Annotated in this window: 25 protein-coding genes; 16 read left to right on the top strand and 9 right to left on the bottom strand. The window is 47.5% G+C overall.

Annotation, left to right across the window (positions count from 1 at the left end; translation table 11 throughout):
• Nucleotides 1-27: 27 nt before the first annotated feature.
• Entirely contained in the window at nt 28-702 is a 675-nt protein-coding gene (locus ACMVP2_RS19570) for a ThuA domain-containing protein (protein WP_416864737.1), read from the bottom strand.
• Between the two features lie 231 nt (nt 703-933).
• On the opposite strand from ACMVP2_RS19570, the gene ACMVP2_RS19565 reads away from it, so the two are divergent.
• The 3 genes from ACMVP2_RS19565 (at nt 934) to ACMVP2_RS19555 (ending at nt 4,148) form a co-directional block, all read left to right on the top strand.
• On the top strand, nt 934-2,100 hold the full coding sequence (locus tag ACMVP2_RS19565) for a glycoside hydrolase family 5 protein (protein WP_416864736.1): 1,167 nt from the start codon (nt 934-936) through the stop codon (nt 2,098-2,100).
• A 6-nt stretch (nt 2,101-2,106) separates the two neighbouring features.
• Nucleotides 2,107-2,817 (top strand): outer membrane beta-barrel protein, encoded by a 711-nt coding sequence (locus tag ACMVP2_RS19560; protein WP_416864735.1) that lies wholly within the window; start codon nt 2,107-2,109, stop codon nt 2,815-2,817.
• A gap of 86 nt (nt 2,818-2,903) precedes the next feature.
• Entirely contained in the window at nt 2,904-4,148 is a 1,245-nt protein-coding gene (locus ACMVP2_RS19555; RefSeq protein ID WP_416864734.1) for an ectonucleotide pyrophosphatase/phosphodiesterase, read from the top strand.
• 5 nt (nt 4,149-4,153) lie between these two features.
• On the opposite strand, the gene ACMVP2_RS19550 is transcribed toward ACMVP2_RS19555, so the two are convergent.
• Nucleotides 4,154-4,900 carry a DeoR/GlpR family DNA-binding transcription regulator gene (locus ACMVP2_RS19550; protein WP_416864733.1) on the bottom strand — a complete coding sequence of 249 codons (747 nt, stop codon included), beginning with the start codon at nt 4,898-4,900 and terminating at the stop codon, nt 4,154-4,156.
• Between the two features lie 81 nt (nt 4,901-4,981).
• On the opposite strand from ACMVP2_RS19550, the gene nudK reads away from it, so the two are divergent.
• Nucleotides 4,982-5,563: a GDP-mannose pyrophosphatase NudK gene (gene nudK, locus ACMVP2_RS19545; RefSeq protein WP_416864732.1), complete on the top strand. Its 582-nt coding sequence runs from the start codon at nt 4,982-4,984 to the stop codon at nt 5,561-5,563.
• Nucleotides 5,564-5,647: 84 nt separating this feature from the next.
• On the opposite strand, the gene ACMVP2_RS19540 is transcribed toward nudK, so the two are convergent.
• Nucleotides 5,648-7,138, bottom strand: coding sequence for a TlpA family protein disulfide reductase (locus ACMVP2_RS19540; RefSeq protein ID WP_416864731.1), 1,491 nt, complete (start codon nt 7,136-7,138; stop codon nt 5,648-5,650).
• Between the two features lie 108 nt (nt 7,139-7,246).
• Here ACMVP2_RS19540 and ACMVP2_RS19535 point away from each other — a divergent pair, with 108 nt between their 5' ends.
• From ACMVP2_RS19535 to ACMVP2_RS19510, 6 genes are all read left to right on the top strand, one after another.
• Nucleotides 7,247-7,795, top strand: a complete 549-nt coding sequence (locus ACMVP2_RS19535) for an NUDIX domain-containing protein (protein ID WP_416868209.1) — start codon at nt 7,247-7,249, stop codon at nt 7,793-7,795.
• Between the two features lie 36 nt (nt 7,796-7,831).
• Complete coding sequence (locus ACMVP2_RS19530) at nt 7,832-8,371, top strand: DinB family protein (RefSeq protein WP_416864730.1); 540 nt, start codon at nt 7,832-7,834, stop codon at nt 8,369-8,371.
• A 45-nt stretch (nt 8,372-8,416) separates the two neighbouring features.
• On the top strand, nt 8,417-9,445 hold the full coding sequence (locus ACMVP2_RS19525) for a glycoside hydrolase family 43 protein (RefSeq protein ID WP_416864729.1): 1,029 nt from the start codon (nt 8,417-8,419) through the stop codon (nt 9,443-9,445).
• A 121-nt stretch (nt 9,446-9,566) separates the two neighbouring features.
• Nucleotides 9,567-9,908 carry a hypothetical protein gene (locus ACMVP2_RS19520; RefSeq protein WP_416864728.1) on the top strand — a complete coding sequence of 114 codons (342 nt, stop codon included), beginning with the start codon at nt 9,567-9,569 and terminating at the stop codon, nt 9,906-9,908.
• Between the two features lie 80 nt (nt 9,909-9,988).
• The gene (locus ACMVP2_RS19515) at nt 9,989-10,207 is read left to right on the top strand and encodes a hypothetical protein (RefSeq protein WP_416864727.1); all 219 of its coding nucleotides are present in this window, start codon (nt 9,989-9,991) and stop codon (nt 10,205-10,207) included.
• Nucleotides 10,200-10,490, top strand: a complete 291-nt coding sequence (locus tag ACMVP2_RS19510) for a type II toxin-antitoxin system RelE/ParE family toxin (RefSeq protein ID WP_416864726.1) — start codon at nt 10,200-10,202, stop codon at nt 10,488-10,490. The genes ACMVP2_RS19515 and ACMVP2_RS19510 overlap by 8 nt, the downstream gene beginning before the upstream one ends.
• A 43-nt stretch (nt 10,491-10,533) precedes the next feature.
• Here ACMVP2_RS19510 and ACMVP2_RS19505 read toward each other — a convergent pair whose 3' ends face one another.
• Complete coding sequence (locus tag ACMVP2_RS19505; protein WP_416864725.1) at nt 10,534-11,097, bottom strand: gluconate 2-dehydrogenase subunit 3 family protein; 564 nt, start codon at nt 11,095-11,097, stop codon at nt 10,534-10,536.
• Nucleotides 11,098-11,107: 10 nt separating this feature from the next.
• The gene (locus tag ACMVP2_RS19500) at nt 11,108-12,793 is read right to left on the bottom strand and encodes a GMC oxidoreductase (protein ID WP_416864724.1); all 1,686 of its coding nucleotides are present in this window, start codon (nt 12,791-12,793) and stop codon (nt 11,108-11,110) included.
• A gap of 251 nt (nt 12,794-13,044) precedes the next feature.
• Between ACMVP2_RS19500 and ACMVP2_RS19495 the strand changes: the two genes are divergently transcribed.
• From ACMVP2_RS19495 to ACMVP2_RS19480, 4 genes are all read left to right on the top strand, one after another.
• On the top strand, nt 13,045-14,187 hold the full coding sequence (locus ACMVP2_RS19495) for an FIST signal transduction protein (protein WP_416864723.1): 1,143 nt from the start codon (nt 13,045-13,047) through the stop codon (nt 14,185-14,187).
• Nucleotides 14,184-15,899 carry an ATP-binding protein gene (locus ACMVP2_RS19490; RefSeq protein ID WP_416864722.1) on the top strand — a complete coding sequence of 572 codons (1,716 nt, stop codon included), beginning with the start codon at nt 14,184-14,186 and terminating at the stop codon, nt 15,897-15,899. The genes ACMVP2_RS19495 and ACMVP2_RS19490 overlap by 4 nt, the downstream gene beginning before the upstream one ends.
• An 81-nt stretch (nt 15,900-15,980) precedes the next feature.
• Nucleotides 15,981-16,862: a cyclase family protein gene (locus tag ACMVP2_RS19485; RefSeq protein WP_416864721.1), complete on the top strand. Its 882-nt coding sequence runs from the start codon at nt 15,981-15,983 to the stop codon at nt 16,860-16,862.
• A gap of 106 nt (nt 16,863-16,968) precedes the next feature.
• The gene (locus ACMVP2_RS19480) at nt 16,969-18,081 is read left to right on the top strand and encodes a DNA alkylation repair protein (RefSeq protein WP_416864720.1); all 1,113 of its coding nucleotides are present in this window, start codon (nt 16,969-16,971) and stop codon (nt 18,079-18,081) included.
• A gap of 34 nt (nt 18,082-18,115) precedes the next feature.
• On the opposite strand, the gene ACMVP2_RS19475 is transcribed toward ACMVP2_RS19480, so the two are convergent.
• Together ACMVP2_RS19475 and ACMVP2_RS19470 are read right to left on the bottom strand one after the other, a co-directional pair.
• The gene (locus ACMVP2_RS19475; RefSeq protein WP_416864719.1) at nt 18,116-18,625 is read right to left on the bottom strand and encodes a hypothetical protein; all 510 of its coding nucleotides are present in this window, start codon (nt 18,623-18,625) and stop codon (nt 18,116-18,118) included.
• A gap of 96 nt (nt 18,626-18,721) precedes the next feature.
• Nucleotides 18,722-19,042, bottom strand: coding sequence for a LytR/AlgR family response regulator transcription factor (locus ACMVP2_RS19470; protein WP_416864718.1), 321 nt, complete (start codon nt 19,040-19,042; stop codon nt 18,722-18,724).
• A gap of 491 nt (nt 19,043-19,533) precedes the next feature.
• On the opposite strand from ACMVP2_RS19470, the gene ACMVP2_RS19465 reads away from it, so the two are divergent.
• Nucleotides 19,534-21,459, top strand: a complete 1,926-nt coding sequence (locus ACMVP2_RS19465; protein WP_416864717.1) for a prolyl oligopeptidase family serine peptidase — start codon at nt 19,534-19,536, stop codon at nt 21,457-21,459.
• Between the two features lie 211 nt (nt 21,460-21,670).
• On the opposite strand, the gene ACMVP2_RS19460 is transcribed toward ACMVP2_RS19465, so the two are convergent.
• Complete coding sequence (locus tag ACMVP2_RS19460) at nt 21,671-21,799, bottom strand: hypothetical protein (RefSeq protein WP_416864716.1); 129 nt, start codon at nt 21,797-21,799, stop codon at nt 21,671-21,673.
• 40 nt (nt 21,800-21,839) lie between these two features.
• On the opposite strand from ACMVP2_RS19460, the gene ACMVP2_RS19455 reads away from it, so the two are divergent.
• On the top strand, nt 21,840-22,742 hold the full coding sequence (locus tag ACMVP2_RS19455; RefSeq protein ID WP_416864715.1) for an NAD-dependent epimerase/dehydratase family protein: 903 nt from the start codon (nt 21,840-21,842) through the stop codon (nt 22,740-22,742).
• Between the two features lie 173 nt (nt 22,743-22,915).
• Here ACMVP2_RS19455 and ACMVP2_RS19450 read toward each other — a convergent pair whose 3' ends face one another.
• Nucleotides 22,916-23,773 (bottom strand): hypothetical protein, encoded by an 858-nt coding sequence (locus ACMVP2_RS19450; protein ID WP_416864714.1) that lies wholly within the window; start codon nt 23,771-23,773, stop codon nt 22,916-22,918.
• Nucleotides 23,774-24,241 lie beyond the last annotated feature (468 nt).

The raw sequence follows: 24,241 nt of genomic DNA, 5'->3' as shown, positions 1-24,241 counted from the left end.
AGAGCTTAGCTTTCCGGTTTTTTTTGTTCATTTCCCTGCCGCCCAGAAAATAGCATTTCTGAACATGGTGGTATAGGCCTTGTTGTCAAATAAGAGAGGTGAGTGTCCCATGAAAATATAGACGTTTCTTGCTTTCATCTTCTCATTCGTCCACACCACAGGGTGGTCGCCCATTTTGATTTCAGAGTCAGGTGAATATGTGGCTTCATCCACGGAGGCTAGCACTTGCACATTAGGCCGGGGACTCTGGTTGTAGGTATACCACTCTTCTTTTTTAATGTGGAATCGTCCGGGCAATCCTTTCATCACCGGATGCTCTTTTGCTTCGACCCAAACGTCTGCTTCGGCAAAAGTGGCTATGTAGTTTTGATACCTGATGCCGCCCATGAAGTTTGAAAACCAGCCCCACATGGGGCAACCGTCAAACTCACCGAGTAAAGTAGCATGATGGAAGCCTATCCAGCCACCATTGCCGTCTTCAACGTAGCCTACAAAAGCTGCTGCAGCCTCCTCCTTCCAGCCATAAGGCGGATAGTCGAGCTGGATAATTAGCTGGTAGTTAGCCAAAAAAGCTTCGTCGATTTCATCAGTAGAAGTAATGAAGTCAATCACCAAAGAGCTGTCTGCCGCTAGCTGCCTCAGCCAGGGAACGGCTGCATCAGTATACTCAAGGTGGTGGCCACTGTTTTCGTAGAGTACCAAAACATGGCACCTTGGGCCTCCTTGACCTATTTGCGACTGCTGCGCATTTGTGCTTCCTAAGCTAAGGACAACGAGGTACAAAGGAAGCCAATGCCTCCAGCATATTATACTTCCAATGCCTATACCTTCCATTATCCCTTTGAGTAAAAACGATCCATATTCTACCCGAAGTTATTTATATTAGTTGAAACCTATTCTGTATCGAATCTGAAGCTTAATTAAACACCCGCTATGAACAACCCCGATTCCCTCCAACGCCGTGATTTCTTGAAAAAATCAAGCCTTGCTGCTGCCGCAGCCTTACTGGCCACCAATGCCCCTTTCAATCTTTCGGCTGCCCCCGCTTCGAAAAACAAATTACCTGAGTGGAAAGGCTTCAACCTTCTCGACTTCTTTTCACCTAACCCGGCAAACTCAAGGGAAGGCACCAAAGAAGAATACTTTAAGTGGATGGCCGATTGGGGTTTTGACTTTGTGAGAATACCGATGGCGTATCCCTCTTATCTTAAATTCGACCGCACCCGAAACATTCTGCCGGAAGAAGTTCGCAACATAGATACTGAGGCGACCGACAAAATTGAAGAGCTGGTGTACCTGGCACACAAGTACAAACTGCATGTGAGCCTCAACCTACACAGGGGGCCTGGTTACTGTGTAAATGCCGGCTTTCACGAGCCCTACAATTTATGGACCGATCAGCAAGCATTGGACGACTTCTGCTTTCACTGGAACTTTTGGGCCACCCGGTTCAAAAATGTCTCGAGAAAGAAAATAAGCTTTGACCTGCTGAACGAGCCCAGCAACCGGGAAGACATGAACGACCAGCACTCGAAAAGAGGTTCGGTGCCTGGCGATGTCTACCGCAAAATGGCCATCGCCGCTTCCGAAGCTATCAGAAGCGTCAACAAAAAGCACCTCATCATTGCCGATGGCAACAATACAGGCAGCACGGTCATTCCGGAAATCGCCGACCTCGACATCGCTCAAAGCTGTCGGGGATACACGCCGGGCATAGTGTCACACTACAAAGCTCCCTGGGCCATGAAGGACATCGACAACCTGCCGGAAGTGAAGTGGCCCGGCCAGGTGGGCGACCAATACCTGAGCAGAGAAATGCTCGAGAAGTTTTACGAGCCATGGATTGCACTGAAAAACCAGGGCGTGGGTGTGCATTGCGGCGAATGTGGCTGCTACAACAAAACGCCACACGACGTGTTCCTTGCCTGGTTTGGCGACGTAATGGACATCCTGCACACCAACCAGATAGGCTTTGCTCTGTGGGAGTTCAAAGGCAGCTTCGGCATCCTCAATTCGGGTAGAGAGGATGTTGACTACGAAGACTGGTACGGACTAAAACTTGACAGAAAATTGCTTAACTTGTTAACAAAGCACGTGTAGCAACGAATGAAAAGCCTCATCCTCTTTGCAATATTTACTGCCCAAAGCATTGTTTGCTTCGGGCAGTCCGACTTTAGTTTCGGGTTCAAAGGAGGGTTGGGGTACAGCGGCTGGGGCAAAACGCTTCCCGGCGACAGCCCAGAGGCAGTCTACAGCCCAACCAACGCCAAAGCTTTGGGCATCTTCGCCAGCTACAAACTTCCCTACCGGTTAAGAGCCACAGCCGAGGCTTCCTTTCTTCAAACTGGCAGTCGGTACACAAATGAGTCGGCTGTTTCCAATTCAATTGTTGGCGCACCTTCGAGTCCCGCAGAAGTTACCTACAAGGTTTCGAGGGTTTATGCCCCTATTCGGGTATCTTATGACATACTCAAGACCAAAGTAACACCCTTCATTAGCTGGGGATTCGGGCCATCCTTTGTGCAACAGGCGTCGAGAAGCTACCGTGATGATCTGTCGCCAAATGAACAGTCTGAGAATCTGAACCTAGAAGTATCCTATAACAACCAGCTACGCCTTGCTTTCCCAATGACCTCCAGCGTAGGCGTCAGGATATTCGAGAGGCTTACTTTGGACGCATCGCTTATCCTGGGGAGAAAGTTCTATTATCGATTCCAGGCCGACGAAACCGTTTGCTACGAAGGTTGTGCCCCACCAGAGCTAAGCTACAACAATCGGGTGATCATGTTCGCCGCTGCCTACAACATCCTGCCTTAACAACCTGCTTACATTATCTTTTTGTGAAGTCGCCGCTGCTTTGGTGCCTTTGCCCTATTTTTAAGCACCGATAAGCCAACCCAACTATGTCCAAACGCCTTGCCTTTTTTTCACTGTTTGCCTCTCTTGCATTCATTTTTGCGAGCTGCACCCCAGGCAAAAAGCAAGATCCCTACGTCCTCCTCATTTCCTTCGATGGCTTCAGGCATGACTATGTTGCCAAATACCAGCCTCCGCATTTTCTTGATTTTATCAAAGAGGGCACGGCTGCAAAATCCATGACTCCCTCGTTTCCCAGCAAAACTTTCCCTAACCACTACACCATCGTGACGGGCTTGTGTCCCGGCCATCATGGATTGGTTGACAACACATTCTACGATCCGGGCAGAAAGGTGGAATACAGCATGGGAAAAAGGGAGCTGGTGGAGGATGCCTACTACTATGGCGGAACGCCGCTTTGGCAGCTGGCGCAGCAACAAGGACTCAAATCAGCTTCATATTTTTGGGTAGGCTCTGAAGCGCCCGTGGCTGGCAGTTACCCCGACTACTACGAGATTTATGATGGGGCAGTGCCCAACGAAGAACGAATTGAAAAAGTGGTGGAATGGCTTCAGATACCCGAAGCAGAAAGGCCCCGTTTCATTTCTTTGTATTTTTCGCTGGTGGATAGCGAAGGGCATGACTCCGGCCCGAACTCAGAGAAGTTGAAAGCAACCGTATTTGAAGCTGACAGGCTACTTGGGCTCATCGATACAAAAATAGCTGCACTGAATTTGCCAGTAGACATCATTATTACTTCAGACCACGGGATGTATGAAATGAAAGAATCTCCCGAAACTTTCGTGTATCTGGATAATCTCTTTGCTCCCGAAGACAGTATTCAGATAGCCAGCAGCGGCGCTGTTGTGCACGTTTACGAAGAAGACAGCCTGACCAGGGAAAAGCTCTTCAAGCAGCTTACTGAAAATGAAACTTTCTACTCCACTTACCGCAAATTGGAAACTCCTGAAAGGTGGCATTACCGAGAGCACCCCAGAGTTGGCGATCTGGTGTTGGTTGTTGAGCCAGGTCACTACTTCCGAAGCGGTTCGCCCGACACCACGAAAGCAATGATGGAATCACCGTGGGGCGTGCATGGCTTCGACCCGTATGTGACCCCTGAAATGGGTGCTATTTTTTATGCCAAAGGCCCTAATATCAAAAAAGGTTGGGAGATCCCCGCTTTTGACAATGTACACGTGTACCCTTTCATTGCCAGAATTCTCGGCCTAAAGACCCCGGATAACATCGACGGAAAACAGGAAGTGCTGGAGAATGTGTACGTGGAGTAATTTTCTCAACAAACCAGCCTAATTCCAGCCATTCTGTACTTATCAACCAGGTCAGCAGCTACCGATTTATCAGTGATAAGGAAATCGAACAAAGCAGGAGGCGCAAACTTCAGGTAGCTTTCCTTCTCCAATTTTGTGGCATCACACAAAAGGTAAGTTTCTTTTGCCCGACTGCCCATAGCCAGCGTCATAGACGCCTCCTTCTCACCACTGGCACTCAGTCCATTGGCAAGCGAAAATCCATCGACGCCCACAAAGGCTTTGTCTGCCTTGTATCGGGCGATGTGATCAAGTGCCATGCTACCATGCACGGCCTTCCTTCCTGCATCTACTTCTCCGCCCACCAGGTTGATCGTGAAGCCTGGCTGGCCTAAAAGCTCCGTCACTACCGGAAGAGAATTGGTGATGATGGTTAGCTTTTCAAGCCGCCTCAAGTGTTTGCACATTTGAAACACGGTGCTGCCGCAATCCATGAAAATAACGTCTCCAGTTTTCACGTAAGAAGCTGCCAGCTTGGCTATGGATGCCTTCGCTGCGTTGCTTCTCAACTCTTTTTGATGGAAACTCGTACTTTCTGGCAGCATAGCCCCGCCGTGTGTGCGCACCAGCAGTCCCTTTTCTGAAAGGGCGACCAGGTCCCGTCGTATGGTAATATCTGACGCCTCGAACAGGTCGGCCAGTTCCTTCACCGACAACTCCTCGCCCGCTTTCAGTTGATCAAGTATGCCTTTTTGTCGTGCCCTGCTACTCATGAGATTCTTTTTTGTAAAGATAGCAGAGAATAATTGAAATTGATTGTTTTATGATTACTTTTGATCGAATAATGATCATACATGAACAATCTCAATATTAAAATTGAAAAGAAAGAGCTGCTATCCGGCAACTGGTACAAGCTTTACAAGGTCGACTTCCAGATCAAAGGAAAAGAAGGAGAATGGCTCAGTCAATCCAGAGAGTGTTACGACAGAGGTAACGGCGCCGCCATTTTGCTTTACAACACCGAGCAAAAAACGGTGATACTTACCCGGCAGTTTCGCATGCCCACCTATGTGAATGGCAACGAGACGGGCATGCTGATTGAAGCTTGCGCAGGTTTACTGGATGCCGATAGCCCGGAAGAGTGTATTCGCAGGGAAACCGAGGAAGAAACGGGTTACAAGATCAGCAAGCCCGAAAAAGTGTTTGAGCTATACATGAGCCCCGGCTCCGTCACCGAAATCCTTTACTTCTTTATTGCAGCGTACACCAAAGAACAAAAAGTAAGTGACGGCGGTGGCGTGGATGAACACGAGGACATTGATGTGCTTGAAGTGCCCTTCTCTAAAGCCCTTGAAATGATCAAAACCGGCGAGATCAAAGATGCCAAGACCGTGATCTTGCTTCAGCACCTACAACTAGGTGGTCATTTCAATTAGCTTTTTTGGCAATTTTGTGAGGCAATTGATGGCTGTGAAATTAGTAGCATCTTGATTAGAACTGTCGATAACAAATTAGTGTGATCAACGCCCATCTAGTATTTTCTTAAAGTCTTCTATAAATGGCGTTACGGCTAGGATATTACCCTGTCCATCAATTGAAATATATTGTGGTATAGCACTTATTTGGTAGTCCCTGGCAAATGGACTTTTGAAGCCGTCAGCGCAGGCATATAACGCCATTCCTCGTAAGTCACGTTTTCCCAGCGCATCGATCCACTTACTTTGGTCTTCATCTATTGATACTGACAAGAATTCAATGCTATCGCTTTCTAAGTATTTTTCCACCATGCTATTCCACTTGGGGAACGAGGAAAAACACGGACCACACCAGCTTGCCCACACGTCAATAAGTATCGTTTTATTTTTAAAATCTGCCAATTCAAGGTGAGCCCCATCAACGTTGCTAAGTCTAAAATTTGGAGCAGGGGCTCCTTTTGAAAACTTTGAAGCTACCTCAGCCAATTGCAAGAGGTTACTCTGGAGAACGTAGATGTAAACGTCCTGTGAGCCATCTCCCGCCAATTCCTGGATGGCTTTTTGAAACCTGGAAACGTCTACTTCTCCCTTTTGCCTTTGAGCTTTGACCATAAGGTCATTCACATAGATAATTTTTTGTAGACGACTTGCCTCTGGGCTGATGTAGTATCGATCAATAATTTCCATTCCCTTTTCGAGATTATTCTTGGGAGAGAAATAAATGTCGGGGTTTTCAAACCGAACGACGGCGGGAATAAAGAAGTTTGCAAATTCCCTATAGTACAGGGCTGCAAAAGCACTCGTGTCCGACAGATCCACCTGGTCTGAATAAATCATTTGTGTCTTTTGGCTTTCGTCCGGTTCTTGATAAAACCTGAATTGCTTTACTATATCATCTGGCTGACCACTCATTCGAAAATGCATGGCCGTATACATTAAGTCACTTCGCTCCAGAGAAATAAAATTTTCCTGATTCGGAAGGTGCGAATCCTTAAAGTAATCATCAAGGTATTGAATTCGCAGCTCGGTAATTGTGTCTTGAACAGCGTGATAGATTGAACTTCTAAGGTCATTGGATGCGAACTCCGGAAATTTGGCTGCCATTTCCCGATCAATATCTATCCAGTACTTTCGTTGATCTATGTAGAACCTCACAAAATCGGCCTGTTCTCCTGTAACTGCTATTGAATCTCGTTTCAAATAGTCGATAGTGAAATTAACAGGCTTTGTCAGTGCCTTTGGTATGGTAACTCTTAGTTGCTTCTTACCATCAAAAACCAGGAGGGAATTAATATTTAACCTACCAATAGTAATGGCAAATTCACCTTTTTCATTGATTCTGAGCGTGTCAATGACCGTCGATAGCCCGTATCCGACAGTGTCCCGAACAAAAAAAGCAAACTCATTCGGATAGTTTGAAATAGTGCCGCTGATGGAAAACTGCCTTTCCTCTTGCGCACAACCAATCTGAAAAATAGCTACGATAACTACCACTATCTTTATACGAATCATGTCTTTCATAGCCTTCAATTTCATTAGAGCCTGAATATAAATATATTAGTCTAAAATCATCTACCGATGAATAGAAAACAATCACTAATAGCGGAGAGGGCTTGCTGGCAACAGCTCCCTTGACAGGGCGGCATATGGTATCGGAGAACAACTTTCAACCTGACTTGCTTCCCACAACTGGGAAAACCCCAAAGGATAAACGCCGATAGCCCGGAAGAGTGTATTCGCAGGGAAACAAAGGAAGAAACGGGTTACAAGATCAGCAAACCGGAGAAAGTGTTTGAGCTTTACATGAGTCCCGGATCGGTCACCGAGATCCTGTATTTCTTCATTGCAGCGTATACCAAAGATCAGAAAGTAAGCGACGGTGGCGGCGTGGATGAACAAGAATACATTGATGTGCTGGAAGTGCCATTCGCTAAGGCCCTTGAAATGATCAAAGCCGGCGAAATCAAGGATGCTAAGACAGTGATTTTATTACAGCACTTGCAGCTAAGTGGTAGACTAAACTGGAGCCGTAATTATCAGATTTCAGCACCAGAGCCCCATCGGGCGCTACATTACAGGCGTGGGCTTCAACCCACGCCGACCAATGCAGCAGGTAGTTTTGGCGACATTTTTGCCTTTCCCAGCAAAAAAGATGACAAAACAGGTTCAGCGGATTCACAAATTGACCTCTAACCCAAAAACCTTATCTTCGGTAAATCCTTTTTCACGATGAACCGAAAAGAATCTCTCACCAAAATAGCTGCTGGAACAGGACTGCTCACAGTCTTGCCTCTAGCCACTTGGAGCAGAAGTCACACAGCTGATTTCACATCCGACTTCCTTCCCCGCTGGGAAACCAGCAAAGGCTATACACTGAAAGTGCTTGACAAAATGCCAGAAGAGCATTTCAACTATGCGCCCACCGCCGAGCAAATGGGCTTTGGCAAACAGCTGACGCACATGGCCTTCTGGAACTCTTTTTACATAGCCCCCTTCGAGGGGAAGCAAGCCATGCCGGAACCCAAAGAAATCACCAAAGCGATGGCCAGGGCCTACGTTGAAGAGAACTTTGACTATTGCACTTCTGTGATCGAAAAAATATCATTAGCAGATCTGGATAGAAAGGGCATCATAGATGAAAACTATTGGAGAGAACACACTGGAAGGGATTTGCTTCTCCGGGCATTTGCTCACACTTCCCACCACCGGGCTGAGGCTATTGTTTATCTAAGGCTGAAAGGAATCGAGCCTCCCTTCTTTGAGTTCTAGCATTCTCTCACTTTCTTCACTTTTTCGTTCATCAAGTCTTTTACAATGAATAAAGCATTTGCTTTTGCAGGGTTGCTACTTGCCCTATCCGGGTGTCAGCAAAACACTAAAACCAGTCAAACAGAAGAGAAGGCCTTATCGGGTAATCCCCTTTGGGAAGGTTGGTACGCCGATCCGGAAGGTGTGGTGTTTGGCGATGAGTACTGGATTTACCCAACGTTCTCAGCCAAATATGAGGAGCAGGTATTCCTCGATGCCTTTTCATCAAAAGACCTCGTCACCTGGACAAAACATGAGAGTATTATTGACACCAGCATCGTGAAATGGGCCAATCGGGCAATGTGGGCTCCCTCGGCCATTGAAAAAGACGGGAGGTACTTTCTTTTCTTCGCCGCCAACGACATTCAAAATCAGGATGGCCCCTACTGGAAAGACAACCCCGATGCAGCCAAACAGCAAGGTGGCATTGGCATTGGTGTGGCCGACAGTCCCGCCGGGCCTTTTGCCGACTACCTGGGCAAGCCGCTGATTGACCAGTTCTACAACGGTGCGCAACCCATCGACCAGTATGTTTTCAAAGCCATGGATGGCAAATATTACATCGTTTACGGCGGCTGGCGTCACTGCAATATCGGCCAGCTCAACGATGACTTTACAGCATTAGTACCCTTTGAGGATGGTGATCTGGTGAAAGAAATTACCCCGGAAGGCTATGTGGAAGGCCCCACTTTTGCCATCAGAAACGGGAAGTACTACTTCATGTGGAGTGAGGGCAACTGGGGAGACGAAACCTACCAGGTGGCTTATGCCATTTCCGACTCCCTCTTTGGACCATTTGAAAGAATCGGCACCATCCTGTCCCAAGACCCGGAGGTGGCAACGGGTTCAGGTCATCATTCTATAATGAACGCCCCCAACACCGACGAATGGTATATTGTGTATCACCGTCGTCCCATCCCGAACGAAGGACGGGATCACAGAGTTACCTGCATCGACAAACTGGAGTTCAGTGAGGACGGCACCATCAAGCCTGTAAAGATTACTTTTGAAGGAGTAGAAGCCAGGCCACTTTAGCAAGTCTTGGTTTGTATATTTGAGCAACTATTTCAACACCATGAAAACCATCTTTTCAATTGCTGCTGTCCTGTGTTTCTGTTACTCCTGCGGCTGTAAGTCAGAATGCACGAGTCCACCAATGAGGTTTACACTGGAGATTGTGGATTTGGAAACCGGCGCTAATCTGATAGAAAATGGAACGATCAGCACGGCCGATATCAAATTAAAAGCCACGGATACCGGTCAGGATGTGGATTTTTTGATTGTAGACAACCAAATCGTGTCCGATGAAATAGGCTGGAAAAGTGCAGACGGATCCACTGAGTTTGAACTACAGCTTGGCGACGCCGGAACCGTGATTTGTACGATTGTATACAAAGGTGTTTCTGAAAATTGCTGCAGCTTCTTTGAATTGCAGGGCGCCAGCTTCAGTAAAGAGCACGAAATGATTGACGAGTATAGTTATTTGATCAAACTTTAAGTGTCAGAAAAGGTAAATCCAATTAAGAACGAACTTATTATTTCGGTCATTTTCGTTATCTTTAACTTAAACACTAACAAATGACTGCAAGTACCAAAAGTCAATTAGTTGAATGGATTATACAACTCGACGATCAGGAGTTGCTTGAAGCAATTAGTGCAATCAAGAAATCTTCGGAAAATGGAGACTGGTATAAAAGCCTGACCGATAAGCAAAAGGCGTCTATTACTCGAGGACAAGAAGATCATAAAGAAGGCCGGATCTTAAGTAGCGAAGATTTCTGGAAGAAGCATGGATGAGATCAAAGTGGTGATCTGGTCGCTGGAATCCTCAAACAGAATTGAGGAAATAAAAGACTTTATCAGGATTAAATGGACAGAAAAAGAGGTTAACTTGTTTATCCAAGATTTAAAGAAATTTGAATCAATTGTAAAGAAATTCCCGTACGCCTACCCATCATCCCCTTCTGTCCCTGAAATTAGGCGTGCAGTGATTTCGAAGCATAATTCGGTAGTATATCAAATAGATGACAATACTGTAAGAGTTCTCACGGTTTTCGATAACCTAAAAGACAACGAGTAGCACGATGTCGCCAAAAGCAATTAGGTTTCTTTCTCGCCATTTCCTAAGCCCAAGCCCTATCACCTTTCGCATAAGGCACACATCCCTCCCATCTTCCCGGCACGGCAATATACCTCAGCGCCTGCGTGGCTCCCGGCTCTGAGGAAAAATAGCCCCAATTGGTAAGCTGATGCATCATGGTAAAATAGTGAACCAGTTCGCTCTCACCCTTGCTTTCATTGTACTTTTCCGCTTGCTCCAAAAGGGCAACAAGCAATAACTCTCTCTTCTCTGAGCTAATAACCATAAAGTCGTCTCCTTGCATTTGCTGGCTTGCCTTGTTCAGTTTAACCATTCCCTCTGTAAATACCTTTTGCTCTTCTTCCCTATAGCAGTCAGTAACTATCACCTTCATAAACTCACCAATTTTAGCGGCTTTGGCACCCGCAGAGCCCTCCGTTGTCGGCAGTATGGTTTCGCCAACCTCATCCAGCAAGGCAAGGTCGTCGGCACTAAACAGTCCCTCCTTTGGAGCCTGTTGCTTGCACCCGGTTAAAAATGCCTGTGCACCTACCATGGTTCCCCCCATAAGTAGTGCGGTGGCTGATATGGCTTCTCTTCTGTTCATCGCTCTCGGTTTACAGATTTCCTTTCTTAAACTCCTCAGCAGCATAATTCGCTGCTCTGGCCGTTAGCGCCATGTACAATATCGACGGGCTCTGGTTGCCCGTGCTGGTCATGCAGGCTCCGTCGGTTACAAACACATTCTTACACTGGTGCACCTGGTTCCATTTGTTCAACATAGAGTTGGTTGGATCCGTCCCCATGCGGGCACCGCCCATTTCATGGATGTCGAGGCCCGGGGCTTGCTTGCTATCGTCTGTCGCTATGTTCTTTACGCCAGCTTTTTCCATCATTAGCTTTGCCTGTGTGAGAAAGTCGTTGAGCATTTTTTCGTCGTTGGCGTCATATCCTACCGATGTCACCAATAGCGGTATCCCCCACTGATCCTTCTCTATAGCGCTCAGTCTCACATGGTTCTCAGCTTTCGGAATCGTCTCTCCCTGCATATACATGTACACATGCCAGCCACCAAGCTCCGTTTGCGACAGCTTGTAAGCTGCACCTATGGCAGGCTGTTTGAAGTGTACACCCCTGTCTCTCCATGCCCCGGAAAAGATAGTGTACCCACCCACAAAGTCCGTGTCTCTTTCTCCAAGGTTTCTGAAGTTGGCAATAATGGGCTCAGTTGGGTTCCGTCCATAGTAGTACTTGTCTTCAAACCCTTCCACTTCTCCGCTTGCCCAACCCCTGTAGTTGTGAAATGCCACATATCTACCGAGCAGGTCATGGTTATTTCCAAGGCCATTTGGAAAACGATCCGATTTGGAATTGAGCATGATCAGGGTACTATTGAGCGCAGAAGCGTTCAGGAAGATGATCCTGGCTTTGAAATCAGTAATCTCTTTGGTATTGGCGTCGATGACCCGCACGCCACTGGCTTTATCTGTTTCTTCATCGTAAATAATGGAGTGAACGACCGAAAATGGCCTGATGGTCATGTTGCCCGTTTTATCCGCCCACGGTAGCGTGGAAGAAACCGAACTGAAGTAGCCACCAAAAGGACAGCCTCTCATGCACAGGTTTCTCGCCTGGCACTTGCCTCTGCCTTGCTGCAAATGAATCTCCTGCGGCTCCGTAATGTGAGCCCATCGGGCATGCACCATGTGCCGGTCAGGGAAGTGCTCTTTGATTTTGTCGCTCATGTGCTGCTCCACGCAGTTGAACTGGAAGGGGGGAAGAAACTCACCGTCTGGCATGGCCTCGATGCCATCTTTCGTACCACACACGCCCATAAACTTCTCCACATGAGCATACCATGGTGCTACGTCATCGTAGCCTATCGGCCAGTTCATGCCATAGCCTTGTTGCTCAGGAGCCGTGAATTCGTACTTACTCCAGCGCTGGGTAGCCCGTCCCCAAATAATCGACTTCCCTCCCACCTGATAGCCACGGATCCAGTCAAACGGCTTTTCCTGTACATAAGGATGGTCTTTGTCCTCAATAAAAAAGTGTTTTGTATCTTCTCCAAACCCAGCGGCTTTACTGATCAGCGGGTTGTCGTCTCTGTATTTTTTAGTGATCGCTCCCCTGTGCTCCAACTCCCAGGGTCGTAGGTTGGCAGTGGGGTAGTCTTTGTTGTGTACCACGTCTCTGCCTCTTTCCAGCACCAGGGTTTTAAGTCCTTTATCGCAGAGCTCTTTGGCGGCCCAGCCACCGGAAATCCCCGAGCCGATCACAATCGCATCGAAAGTGTTGTCCATAATCTATAATCAGGTGTCATCAACCAAAACCAATTTAGAAAAGTAAGCAACGAACCACTACGAAAACCAGGGTGATTTTATAAAAAGGAGCCCAATTTATGACTTGGGCTCCTCTTCGAGCGCTACGACGAGTCATCCCGAAAAACGGGTAAACCAGTAATTTAATCCTACGAAACGTTCCAAACTTCTAAATAATCCCAAAACGAGGGCACTGTGCTGTTTCTTTGTATGGTCCAATAACCACAAGCTACATGCAAGCCACACAATTAATCTGGAAGAATGATTCCTGGGAGAATTACGACACCAACGAAAACATTGACGCTCAGCTCGTTTTTTTCTTTGGCGCCACCAAATTAATCGCTCAACCAAAAGTATATACCAGGTTAAAAGACAAATTTCCCAAAGCCCATATTCTTGGTTGTAGCACAGCAGGTGAAATAATCGAGGACGAAGTTCTTGACGGAAACGTGGTCGCCACAGCCATAAGGTTCGACAAGACCACTCTCGATGTTGCCTATGAGTTTATTGACAATAGTGAACAATCGTATAACGTAGGGGAAAAGCTGGGAAAAACACTCAATAAGCAAGGACTCAAGTCCATATTTGTATTATCGGACGGGCTTGCTGTCAACGGAACCGATTTAATAAAAGGTATTGGCAATCAGCTGCCGAAAGATGTCATCATATCGGGTGGTTTGTCGGGCGATGGTGCTGATTTTGGCCGTACCCTTGTTGCCTGCAATGATTACGCTCTGCCTGGACAAATTGCTGCCGTTGGGTTCTATGGAAACCACATTCACATTGGCCAGGGGTCAGTGGGTGGTTGGGATCCCTTCGGGCCAGACAGGCTGGTAACCAAATCCAAATCCAACATCCTTTATGAGCTGGACGGAAAGCCAGCCCTAGATTTATATAAAAAATACCTGGGCGAAAAAGCAGAAGAGCTACCATCGAGTGCGCTACTTTTCCCGCTGATGATAAGACCAGCCCACTCAGAGGAGGAAGGCATTGTTCGAACAATACTGGCTGTGAGCGAAGAAGACAAGAGTATGACATTTGCTGGCGACATTCCGGAGGGTTACATGGCAAAGCTCATGATGTCCAACTTCGATCGTTTGATCGATGGTGCCAACGAAGCCGCCAGCATCACTGAATCACAAAACGGAGACGACGAAAATGGTGAGAGCCTGGCTATCCTCATTAGTTGTGTTGGCAGGAAGCTGGTGCTAGGCCATCGAATTGAGGAGGAAGTAGAAACAGTGCAGTCTGTTTTTAACACAAACACTAAACAAATAGGTTTCTATTCCTATGGCGAAATCTCGTCAAACGTGAAAACCGGACTGTGCGAGCTGCACAACCAAACTATGACCATCACTTTGATCACTGAGAAATGAGACACAGCATACTTGAAAGGCAAATAAAGAAAATTCAGCGACGCAGCGAATCTCCGGAAGAGTTTCAGGAGCAGCTACTCGCCGCAGTGAGTGACAGCTACTCCAATTTTGAGAACGATCTGATGTTCAGAGATCGATCAATCAAATTGATGTCGGAAGAAATGCTCGATCTCAATAAAAGGAATCAAGAGAAAAGCGAAGCCTATCTATCGGCCATTGTCAACAGTGTAGTGGATGGGGTTATCTCCATTGACACTTTGGGACGGATTTTGGGCGTCAACAAGTCAGCACAAAAGATCGTCATGAAAGAGGAAAATGAGCTCAAGGGCACTTGCTTTGTCTCTCTTTTAAGTGACTTCGAGAATTTACCACAGTTTATCGACGCTTTTGAGAAAAGTGACCAGGTTCAGTTTCTTGTCTATATAGAGGTGGAAAGGGGTGAAAAAGTACCTTGCGAGATATCGGTGAGCCCCTTTAATACAGAAGAAAATCAAACATACATTGTCATCATTAGAGACATCACCCTTCGCAAGAAGGCTGAGCAGGAGCTGATAGATGCCAAGGAAAAAGCAGAAGAGGCCAGCATGGCAAAAGCGCAGTTTTTATCTACAATGAGTCACGAGATAAGAACACCTATGAACGCTGTCATCGGAATGACTAACCTTCTTTTGCTGGAAGACAACCTTACGGAAGATCAAAGGACGTACGTAAGCACGCTAAAATTTTCAGGCGAACATTTACTCACGCTCATCAACGACATACTTGATTTCAGCAAAATAGAATCTGGCAAAATTGAGTTTGAAGCGGAGGAATTCGACCTGTTTGAACTTGTAAACAGCATCAAACAAGCCTACCAGTACAAAGCCGACGAAAAAGAGATTTTTCTCAAGCTTAACTGGGATAAGAACATGCCTCGCTGTGTAATTGGCGATCCGGGGAGGCTTAACCAAATCCTTGTGAATCTGGTTGGCAATTCTCTGAAGTTCACCGAAAAGGGCTCTATAAAAATAGACGCATCAATGAAGGAAGACAAGGGCGATCATGTCGACATCACGTTCAGCATCAGCGATACCGGCATTGGCATACCTACCGACAAGCTGGACATGATCTTCGAAAGCTTCTCACAGTCAGAATCTTACACCACCAGAAAGCACGGCGGCACCGGTCTTGGCTTGACCATCACTAAACAGCTTCTTGAGTTGCAAAAAGGATCGATCACAGTCACCTCCGAAGAAGGAGTCGGGTCTGTTTTCACGTTTCATTTGCCCTTCAAAAAAGCCGAAAGCCAGACAAGCACCATTGCCGAACCATTCACTGCCAAACGAAAAAGCCTGAAAGGAACATCTTTGCTGCTGGTGGAAGACAACAAAGTGAATCAGTATGTAGCGAGCAGGTTTCTGTCAAACTGGGAATGCGACGTACAAATAGCTGACGATGGCGATTCAGCGCTTGAGTTGCTGAAATCGCATCACTTCGATTTGATTCTGATGGATATACAGATGCCTATAAAAAATGGCTATCAGACTACAGTGGAGATTCGTGCGCTTCCGGAAGAAAAATACCAGCTAATCCCCATCATAGCCCTGACCGCTTCCGCCGTATTGGAAGTGAAGGACGAGGCCATGAAGGCAGGAATGAATGATTTTATCACAAAACCGTTCAACCCCAACGATCTTTTCGAACGAATTTCGAAAAACCTGAGACTCAACTAGGGTTACTAAGCAGATACTTTTTCGTCGTCTTCAACTCTTCTGATTTGGTTTCGTTATATTCGGTTGACAAACCAATCAGCCATGTCCAAAAGAGTAATATTTGATTTTGATATCAGTTTCACCAACGGTGGTGGCATACAAGGTCAGGAATTTCGGCTTGACATCGGCGGTGAGTCCATCTCTGATCAGGATTTAGCCGACTACATCGTGTGGGACATGCGCCTGCTGATGGTAGGCAAAGTGAAGATCATCAACAAACGCTACCTCGCCGAAGAGCACAAGCGGTCTCCTATCTCACTTGCACAAGGAGAAGAGCTCATCGACCTCAGCCATACTGTTTTTGATGGCCTGGTGACCTACAAAGGCCTGCCCGCCCCTGTCATTTGCGACTACCTGAGCAGAGAACAATCAAAGGAGATTTACGACAAAGGTGCTACGGTACAAATTGGGCGCATCGACATGGTAGCCAACACAGGCACTTATATCGACTGCCCATTTCATTTCTTTGAAGAAGGCATGGATTTATCGGAAGTACCACTCACTGCGTTTACCGGATTGGACGGCATTACTATAGAGGCAAGGGGCGTGATGGAAATTGGTATCGACTTTTTCAAAAACAAAGAGATCAGGAACAAGGCTGTGCTGGTGCACTCCGGATGGGCCACCAACTGGAACACAGAAGCCTATTTCACCGACCATCCTTACCTCACCAAAGAAGCAGCAGAATACCTCAGGGAATGCAGCGTGAAACTGGTGGGCATCGATAGCCACAACATCGACGACACCAGGGGCAAAAGCCGCCCAGCGCACTCGACACTCCTTGGTGCCGACATCCTCATTGTAGAGCACATGTGCAACCTCGACATGTTGCCAGCCTTTGGCTACACCTTCTATGCCGTGCCTCCAAAGATCAAAGGCATGGGCACATTTCCAGTGCGTGCTTATGCTAAGGTGGGGCGATAAATACAGTACAGACGGCCCGACATATTTTCTGGATTGAGAACTTTTACTGACATACAGTTGTCAGCAGCTGTAGATACTTTTGGTGCCGACAGACAACCTTGAAGCAATGGCTACACCCCTTAAATATCTTTACTCAGAAAAATTCACCAACGAATTCACAGAGATCATAAGCCAGGTATTCCCCTCATTTCCAAAGGCCCGGTTCTTCGGCTTGATCCATGACGAAGAATGGGGTGGTAAAGAACTCAAACAAAGGATGAAGCACATCACGTTTGCCCTTCACGAGGTTCTGCCGAAAAACTTTCAGGAGACAGCAAAAATTATCGGGCGCACTGTCGAAAAACTCCTCGTCAAGCACCCTTCAACTATGTCGTTTGAATATATGTTCCTTGCCGACTACATCGAAACCTACGGCATCGACGACTTCGACACGTCAACAAAACTGATGGAGTTGGTGACTCAATTCGCCAGCTGCGAATTTGCAGTGCGGCCGTTCATTGTTAAATATGGCGACAAAATGATGGATCAAATGCTTGCCTGGAGCCTGCACCAGGATAATCGGGTAAGGCGGCTGGCCAGTGAAGGCTGCCGGCCAAGGCTACCCTGGGCCATGGCATTGCCTGAACTAAAGAAAAATCCGTCGGCCATACTTCCCATCCTCGAGAACCTCAAACATGACCCTTCCGAGTTTGTGCGGCGCAGCGTCGCCAACAACCTGAACGACATAGCAAAAGACAATCCCGGGCTGGTGATCGCCATCGCCAAAAAATGGAAAGGCAAAAACAAAGACACCGACGCTATAGTGAAACATGGATGCCGCACATTGTTGAAACAGGGAAATACGGAAGTGCTGGAGTTGTTCGGAATTTCAAGTACGCCTGTCTTTGACCTTGAAGCTTTGGAGATTCATTCACCTCAAGTAAGCGTTGGTGGTGGCCTCGAATTCTCATTTACCCTCACAAATATAACGCCCAGCGAGCAAACACTCCGTCTGGAGTACGCCATCTATTATCTGCTGAAAAACGGCCATCACTCCAAAAAAGTATTCAAAATAAGCGAACGGAAAATCGCTGGCAATGGTCAGGTTGATATGCTAAAAAAGCACAGCTTTCGCCCCATTACCACACGAACATTCTACTCAGGCCTGCACAAGGTGTCGCTGATTGTGAACGGCGAGGAAAGACACATTGGTGAATTCGAACTGCTGGTACAAACCTAAGTCCAGGTAGCCAACCCCGCAGTCAACCAGTTACTTAAAGCTTCCCTGGCAAAGGGTTATCCGGCCTTTCTCTGTCAAACACCCACGACACGATCCACCACCTCTGACCGTCAAAATACAGCTGCACGCTGTTGATTCCTCTGGCCACCACCGGGCCGTCTTTTTCCGTGCGGGTTTCGTAGGCACTCCAAACATGAGCCATGTTACCAAACCTTTGTACCCGACGGTCGATTTCATATTCATAAAACCCTGAGGAGGTCACCAAGTCGTCAGTTTCTCCATGAAACTCTTTGAGGGTCATTGTGAGCTGCTCATTTGTGCCTTTCACAGGAAAGCTATAAACCGCCTTCGGATGATGAAGCGACCGATCCCGCTCCCACTGCCTTGGTTGACCAGCTTCTCCTGACACCACCTCGTAGGAAGCTTTCATCAATCCCTCGATAGTTGCTACGTCTTCTTTGAGCGGGTAAGTGATCGGTGTTTGTCCATGGCTGGCTACAGACGCAAGTGCCAGAATCACCACTAAAATTTGAAGTCCTTTCATCTTTTTGAGACGAAAATGAAAAGACTCAATGACTACTTCAACTAAACTATTCGACCTTTGGTATTTACTATTCGGATGTGGCGCCTGCTTATGTGCTTACAACTGATGTTGCTCAATCCTCTCAAGTAAGCATTGCCTGTAATTGGTACTGACAGAAATCTTCTGTCCGCCAACGAATACGTGATTGTCTTCAACCTTATCGATATGCCTGATATTGACGATGTAGGAATTGTGCACCCGCATAAAGTCGTCGGGCAGCTTCTCTATTACCCCCTTCAGTGACTTGTAAACGGTATGCTTCTGGTGGTCTGCGGTTTGCAGTTGCACGTAATTTCCCAGACCTTTAATGACTACCAGGTCGTTGCTGTCTATTTTGACAAAGGATTTACCCGTTTTTACAAAAATGAAATTGTCCATAGAATGAATTGTGGCATGTGTCGATCCACTGCTTTGGCAACGTACATGGTTCCTTATACGAAAGTTAGCACAAAATGCTGTGCCATAATTGAGGATTTCCAAATAGTTGTTCACCCCAGCAAACGCTTCACTTTGAGCTAACTAAGGTGTCAGCCCGGCCCAATAGCCACCATGCAAGTACCGTCAGACACCGGTTAGGTAGCAATAAACCCTGACTCTCCAAAAACCGACGACTAACCGCCCCAGCTCAAACTCACAACGTCACCGCCACAAAGGCACAAAGACACCAAGAATGCACAGCGAAGGTGGGCTACTCTCCTTCCTTCCGGCGGCTAACGGCCCAAACGCCACAAGCCTACTAGCCGACCGACGCCGGGTCCTCTTCCTCCCGTCTTCCTCGCCCGCCGAAGTTTTAGCGCAGGTGGGCCACTTCCATCTCCCACTTTTCCCCTATCTTTATACCTACCTAATTACCAAAATTTACCATTCTTATGAAAAGACTTATCCTGCCAGCAATGGCATTTGGCCTGTTTTTCGGGTGCGAACAGACTCCCGAGAAGGTGGCTGTGAAAACCTATTCCATCGAACAGTTCTACAAAAACATCAATGTGAGCGGCGGCAGCTTCTCGCCAGATGAATCAAAGATGCTTGTTTCCACCAACGAAACGGGTATTTACAATGCTTATGAGATCCCGGTAGACGGCAAAGGCGAGAAAAAGCAGCTGACCAACTCCACGGTCGATTCTTACTTTGCGCTCTCCTATTTCCCAAACGACGAGCGGCTACTCTTCACCGCCGACCAGGGTGGTAACGAAAACAACCACATTTACCTGCAGCAGCCCGACGGCACACAGAAAGACCTGACACCGTACGACAGCGCCAAGAGCTCGTTTTACGGATGGAGCCAGGACAAGCAGAGCATGTTCATTGCTTCCAACAAGCGGGACGCCAAATACATGGACGTGTATGAGCGCACGATTGCTTCTCTTGACAGTGAAACCGGTTTTGGTGAGGTGATTTACCAAAACAACGACGGCAGGGACGTGGCTGCCATTTCGCCAGACAAGAACTATTTCGCATTGACTGAGTCCATCACCAGCGCCGACTCCAAAATGTACCTCTACAACAAAGCAACAGGCGAAACCACCGACATCAGCGAGCATGAAGGCGACGTGCAATACAACCCACAGTTCTTCAGCCTCGACAACAAAGAGCTTTATTACCTGACGGACGAGGGTGCTGAGTTTGTCTATCTGGTAAAAAGGAATCTCGCTACAGGAACCATCGAAAAAGTATACGAAGACAAATGGGATGTGTGGTACGCCTATGTGTCACAGAGCGGCAAGTACAGGGTGATTGGTGTGAATGAAGACGCCTCTACCAAGGTGCATATTTTTGACATGACAACCGGCAAGGAAGTGACCCTTCCGGCCATTGAAGGAGGCAGCATTGCCTCGGTAAACATCTCCGACAGCGAAAAGCTGGCCCGCCTGACGGTAAGCACCTCGGCTTCGCCGAGCAATATCTACGTGTACAACTTCGAAACGAATGCCCTGACCAAGCTCACCGACACGCTCAACCCTGAAATGGCTGCCAGCGACCTGGTAGAGGGCAAGGTGGTGCGCTTCAAGTCGTTTGATGGCACAGAGATTCCGGGCATTTACTACCAGCCTAAAAATGCCGCTCCCGGCGAGAAAGTACCTGCGCTCGTATGGGTGCACGGCGGCCCGGGCGGACAAACCAGGCTGAGCTACTTTGCTTTGATCCAATACCTGGTGAACCATGGCTATGCGATACTGGCGGTGAACAACCGGGGCAGCAGCGGCTATGGCAAAACCTTCTACCATATGGACGACCAAAATCATGGCGACAAAGACCTGAAAGACTGCGTGGCTGGGAAAACTTACCTGGAGTCAACTGGGGTGATTGACATGGATAAGGTGGGCATCATTGGTGGCTCCTACGGCGGCTACATGGTAATGGCAGCGCTGACGTTTGCGCCTGAAGAATTCAATGTGGGTGTAAACCTGTTTGGTGTGACCAACTGGCTGCGAACGCTGAAGTCCATCCCTCCCTATTGGGAAAGCTTCCGCAAGTCGCTGTACGACGAAATGGGCGACCCTTATACGGCCGACTCAGTACGACTGTATGAGATCTCGCCTCTCTTCCACACCGAGAGGGTAACCAAGCCCCTCATGGTGCTGCAGGGCGCCAACGACGTGCGGGTGCTGCCAGTAGAATCTGACGAAATAGTTGAAGGTGTAAAAGCCAATGGTGTACCGGTCGAATATGTGGTCTTCGACGACGAAGGCCATGGCTTCCGCAAAAAGGAAAACGAGATTGAGGGCTACGGCCAGGTGCTGGTGTTTTTGGATAAGTATTTGAAAGGGGAAGGCGAGCCCGTGGCGGAGAAGTGATCTAGCTATTTCTGAAAGCCCAGTATGGAGGGCTTTCAGAATAAGTTCATGCCGCAAGCGTCTCTCCCAGCCGCGCAGGCTTGTGGCTCAAACTAGTCTGGCGTCCGCCAGCTCCCAAACAAAGCTTGTTCTACTGAGGTCTTCACTCCCCCCAGACTGAGCACACTAACGCAGGTGTCGGCACGGCCAAATAGCCCCCAAGCAAGAGCCATCAGACACTGATCGATTCCTTCATCCGGCGGCTGACGGCTCCGAGCACACAATCCACCGCTGCCATACCGACACCTCCCGCTGCGTCGCCCGGGCTTTTTCCCCCTTCACATTTTGGCTTTATTTCCATCAGTGCGTAAGTTGCTTTCACTCCTTAAACAACAGCATGGATGACAAAAAAACGGATATTTTTTACCGGGGGATCAGGAAAGGCCGGGAAGCACGTGATACCCTACCTCCTCAACCAGGGGCACAGAGTGATGAATGTAGACCTGGTGCCTTTGAACTACCCAGGGGTGGACAACCTGAAGGCCGACATTACCGACTCCGGACAAATGTTCAATGCCATGAGTTCGTATGCCGGGCTGGATGAGTTGGAGGCAGGCCATGGCGTACCAAATTTTGATGCCGTAGTGCATTTTGCAGCCGTGCCCAGGATCCTGATCAACCCCGATAATGAAACGTTTCGGGTCAACACCATAGGCACTTACAATGTGATTGAAGCGGCTGTGAAGCTTGGTATCAAGAAGATCATTATTGCTTCGTCGGAGACCACTTATGGTGTCTGCTTTTCAGATGGCAAAACCGACCCGCATGTGCTGCCTTTGGAGGAAGACTATGACGTTGACCCCATGGATAGCTATGGGCTGTCGAAGGTTGTCAATGAGAAAACAGCCCGCAGCTTCCAGCGACGTTCGGGCGCTGATATTTATGCCCTTCGCATCGGCAATGTGATTGAACCTCACGAATACACTGAAATTTTTCCAGGTTACTTCAAAAATCCTGAAGTGCGCCGCCGGAATGCTTTCTGTTATATTGACGCCCGTGACCTGGGGCAGATCGTGGATTTATGTTTGAAAAAAGACGGCCTGGGCTATCAGGTTTTCAACGCTGGCAACGATCACAACGGTGCGATTATCCCCAGCAAACAATTAGCTCAACAGTTTTTCCCGGGTGTGCCAATTACCCGTGAATTGGGCGAGCATGAGGCATTGTTTTCCAACCGAAAAATACGTGAAGTGTTGGACTTCAAAGAGCAGCATAACTGGCGCAAATACGTGAAATGGGAATGATTGAGAGCTACACTTCGACGTGCGCTGAAGGCATGGCCAATGCAAGTGTCGGCACGGCCAAATAGCCCCCAGCAAGAGCCGTCAGACACAGCTTGATCCTGCATCCGGCGGCTGACGCCCCAAGCGCACAATCCATCTTACCGTGCCGACGCCTATAGTTGGTTCATCCCCTCTCAATCTTCGCTTTCCCATCCCATGTTGTTGGAATCCAAATCAGCGTTGATTCTTTTAACCACCGCATCAATTTCATTGGCCTGATCTATCATTTTCTCCACCAGTTGATCAGGCTGCACGTCAGAGCCCATTTTGTAAACGGCGGCCAGGCCCAGCAACCTTGCCACAGGCCCACGCAAATGATGGGCATTGATGTGACCATACCTGATAAGCATTTCGTTTTGAGACTTAATTCTTGCCGTGCGCTCAGTCACAATTTGCTCCAGATTTTGGTTCAATGAGCTAAGCTCTGCCTGTGTTGCATTCAACTCTTTGTTTTGCTCAGCTATTTCGTTCGCCCTTCGCTGGAGTTCTAAATTGGTGTTTCGCAAGTGATAATGTATCCCATCGTAGCTACCTTTTAATACAGCAGTGGCAAACGTGATGATAAAGTACAAAATAGAAAATGTGATACAGGCCGTAACCTTTTCCGACACATGATAGACAAACACAGTATTAAGGAGAATGAATGCTATCCCGTGCATCACCCACATGGTTCTTCCCTTCAGCATTACTGAAAAAATAAAACCTATGATCATAACCACCGCCAGTGTGATGGATCCATGGGCTACAATCAGTCGCTGGTACGACACCACCAGCAGCGTGACTGAGGTTAGCAGTAAAACCCCCTGTTGGGGATATTTGTCCCTCAACTTATAGGCAGCAATGCATGCTACAAGGATGATTAGTGAAACTACAGTGGGCAGCATTTTCTCCGGACGGAAAACAATACTGGACAAGAGAATGAAAGAGACCCCAAGAATACTTATCCTCAAAAGGGTGTTGAGAAAAAATTTCTCAATATTCCTTACTATCATTTAGCTGGTTGCTCAAAAAAAATCGGTTCGCTTTCAATTTAACAAAAGTTTGCTGAGGTAAAGTGGTCATTCAAACTAATTGGCCAGCAACTATTAAATTCCTTAGCGAAATGCTTTTTTATCTATTCTCAGTCCAAATCATGCTATCGTTCCGCAGGGCTCAAGGCAATGAGTTTTTGCTATTCGCTCTCTTTCATTTATGCATCCAAAAACATCTTGTTTGCGGACACACATACTCTCTCTAAATAAAAACATCGATAGGCTTAGCTGGTAAACACCCGCCATAGATGAATTACAAAGTCAAAAAAAAGTACAAACAGTCTTACTTTTTCCCGTCGGCAGACAGGAACCTGATGGTGGTTCGGGAGTCATTGAAACGACTAATTTCTTCGCTAACTAATTGCCCCACAAGGTCAGCAAAGCAAGGGCACAACGGAATGATAAAAAGAGTTCCCTGCAAGTAACAGG

Origin of the sequence: Imperialibacter sp., from assembly GCF_048007035.1 — a bacterium.
In the GTDB taxonomy this organism is placed as follows: Bacteria; Bacteroidota; Bacteroidia; order Cytophagales; family Cyclobacteriaceae; genus Imperialibacter.
The sequence above is the reverse complement of the archived record's forward strand: the minus strand, read 5'-3'. Positions and strand labels throughout refer to the sequence as shown.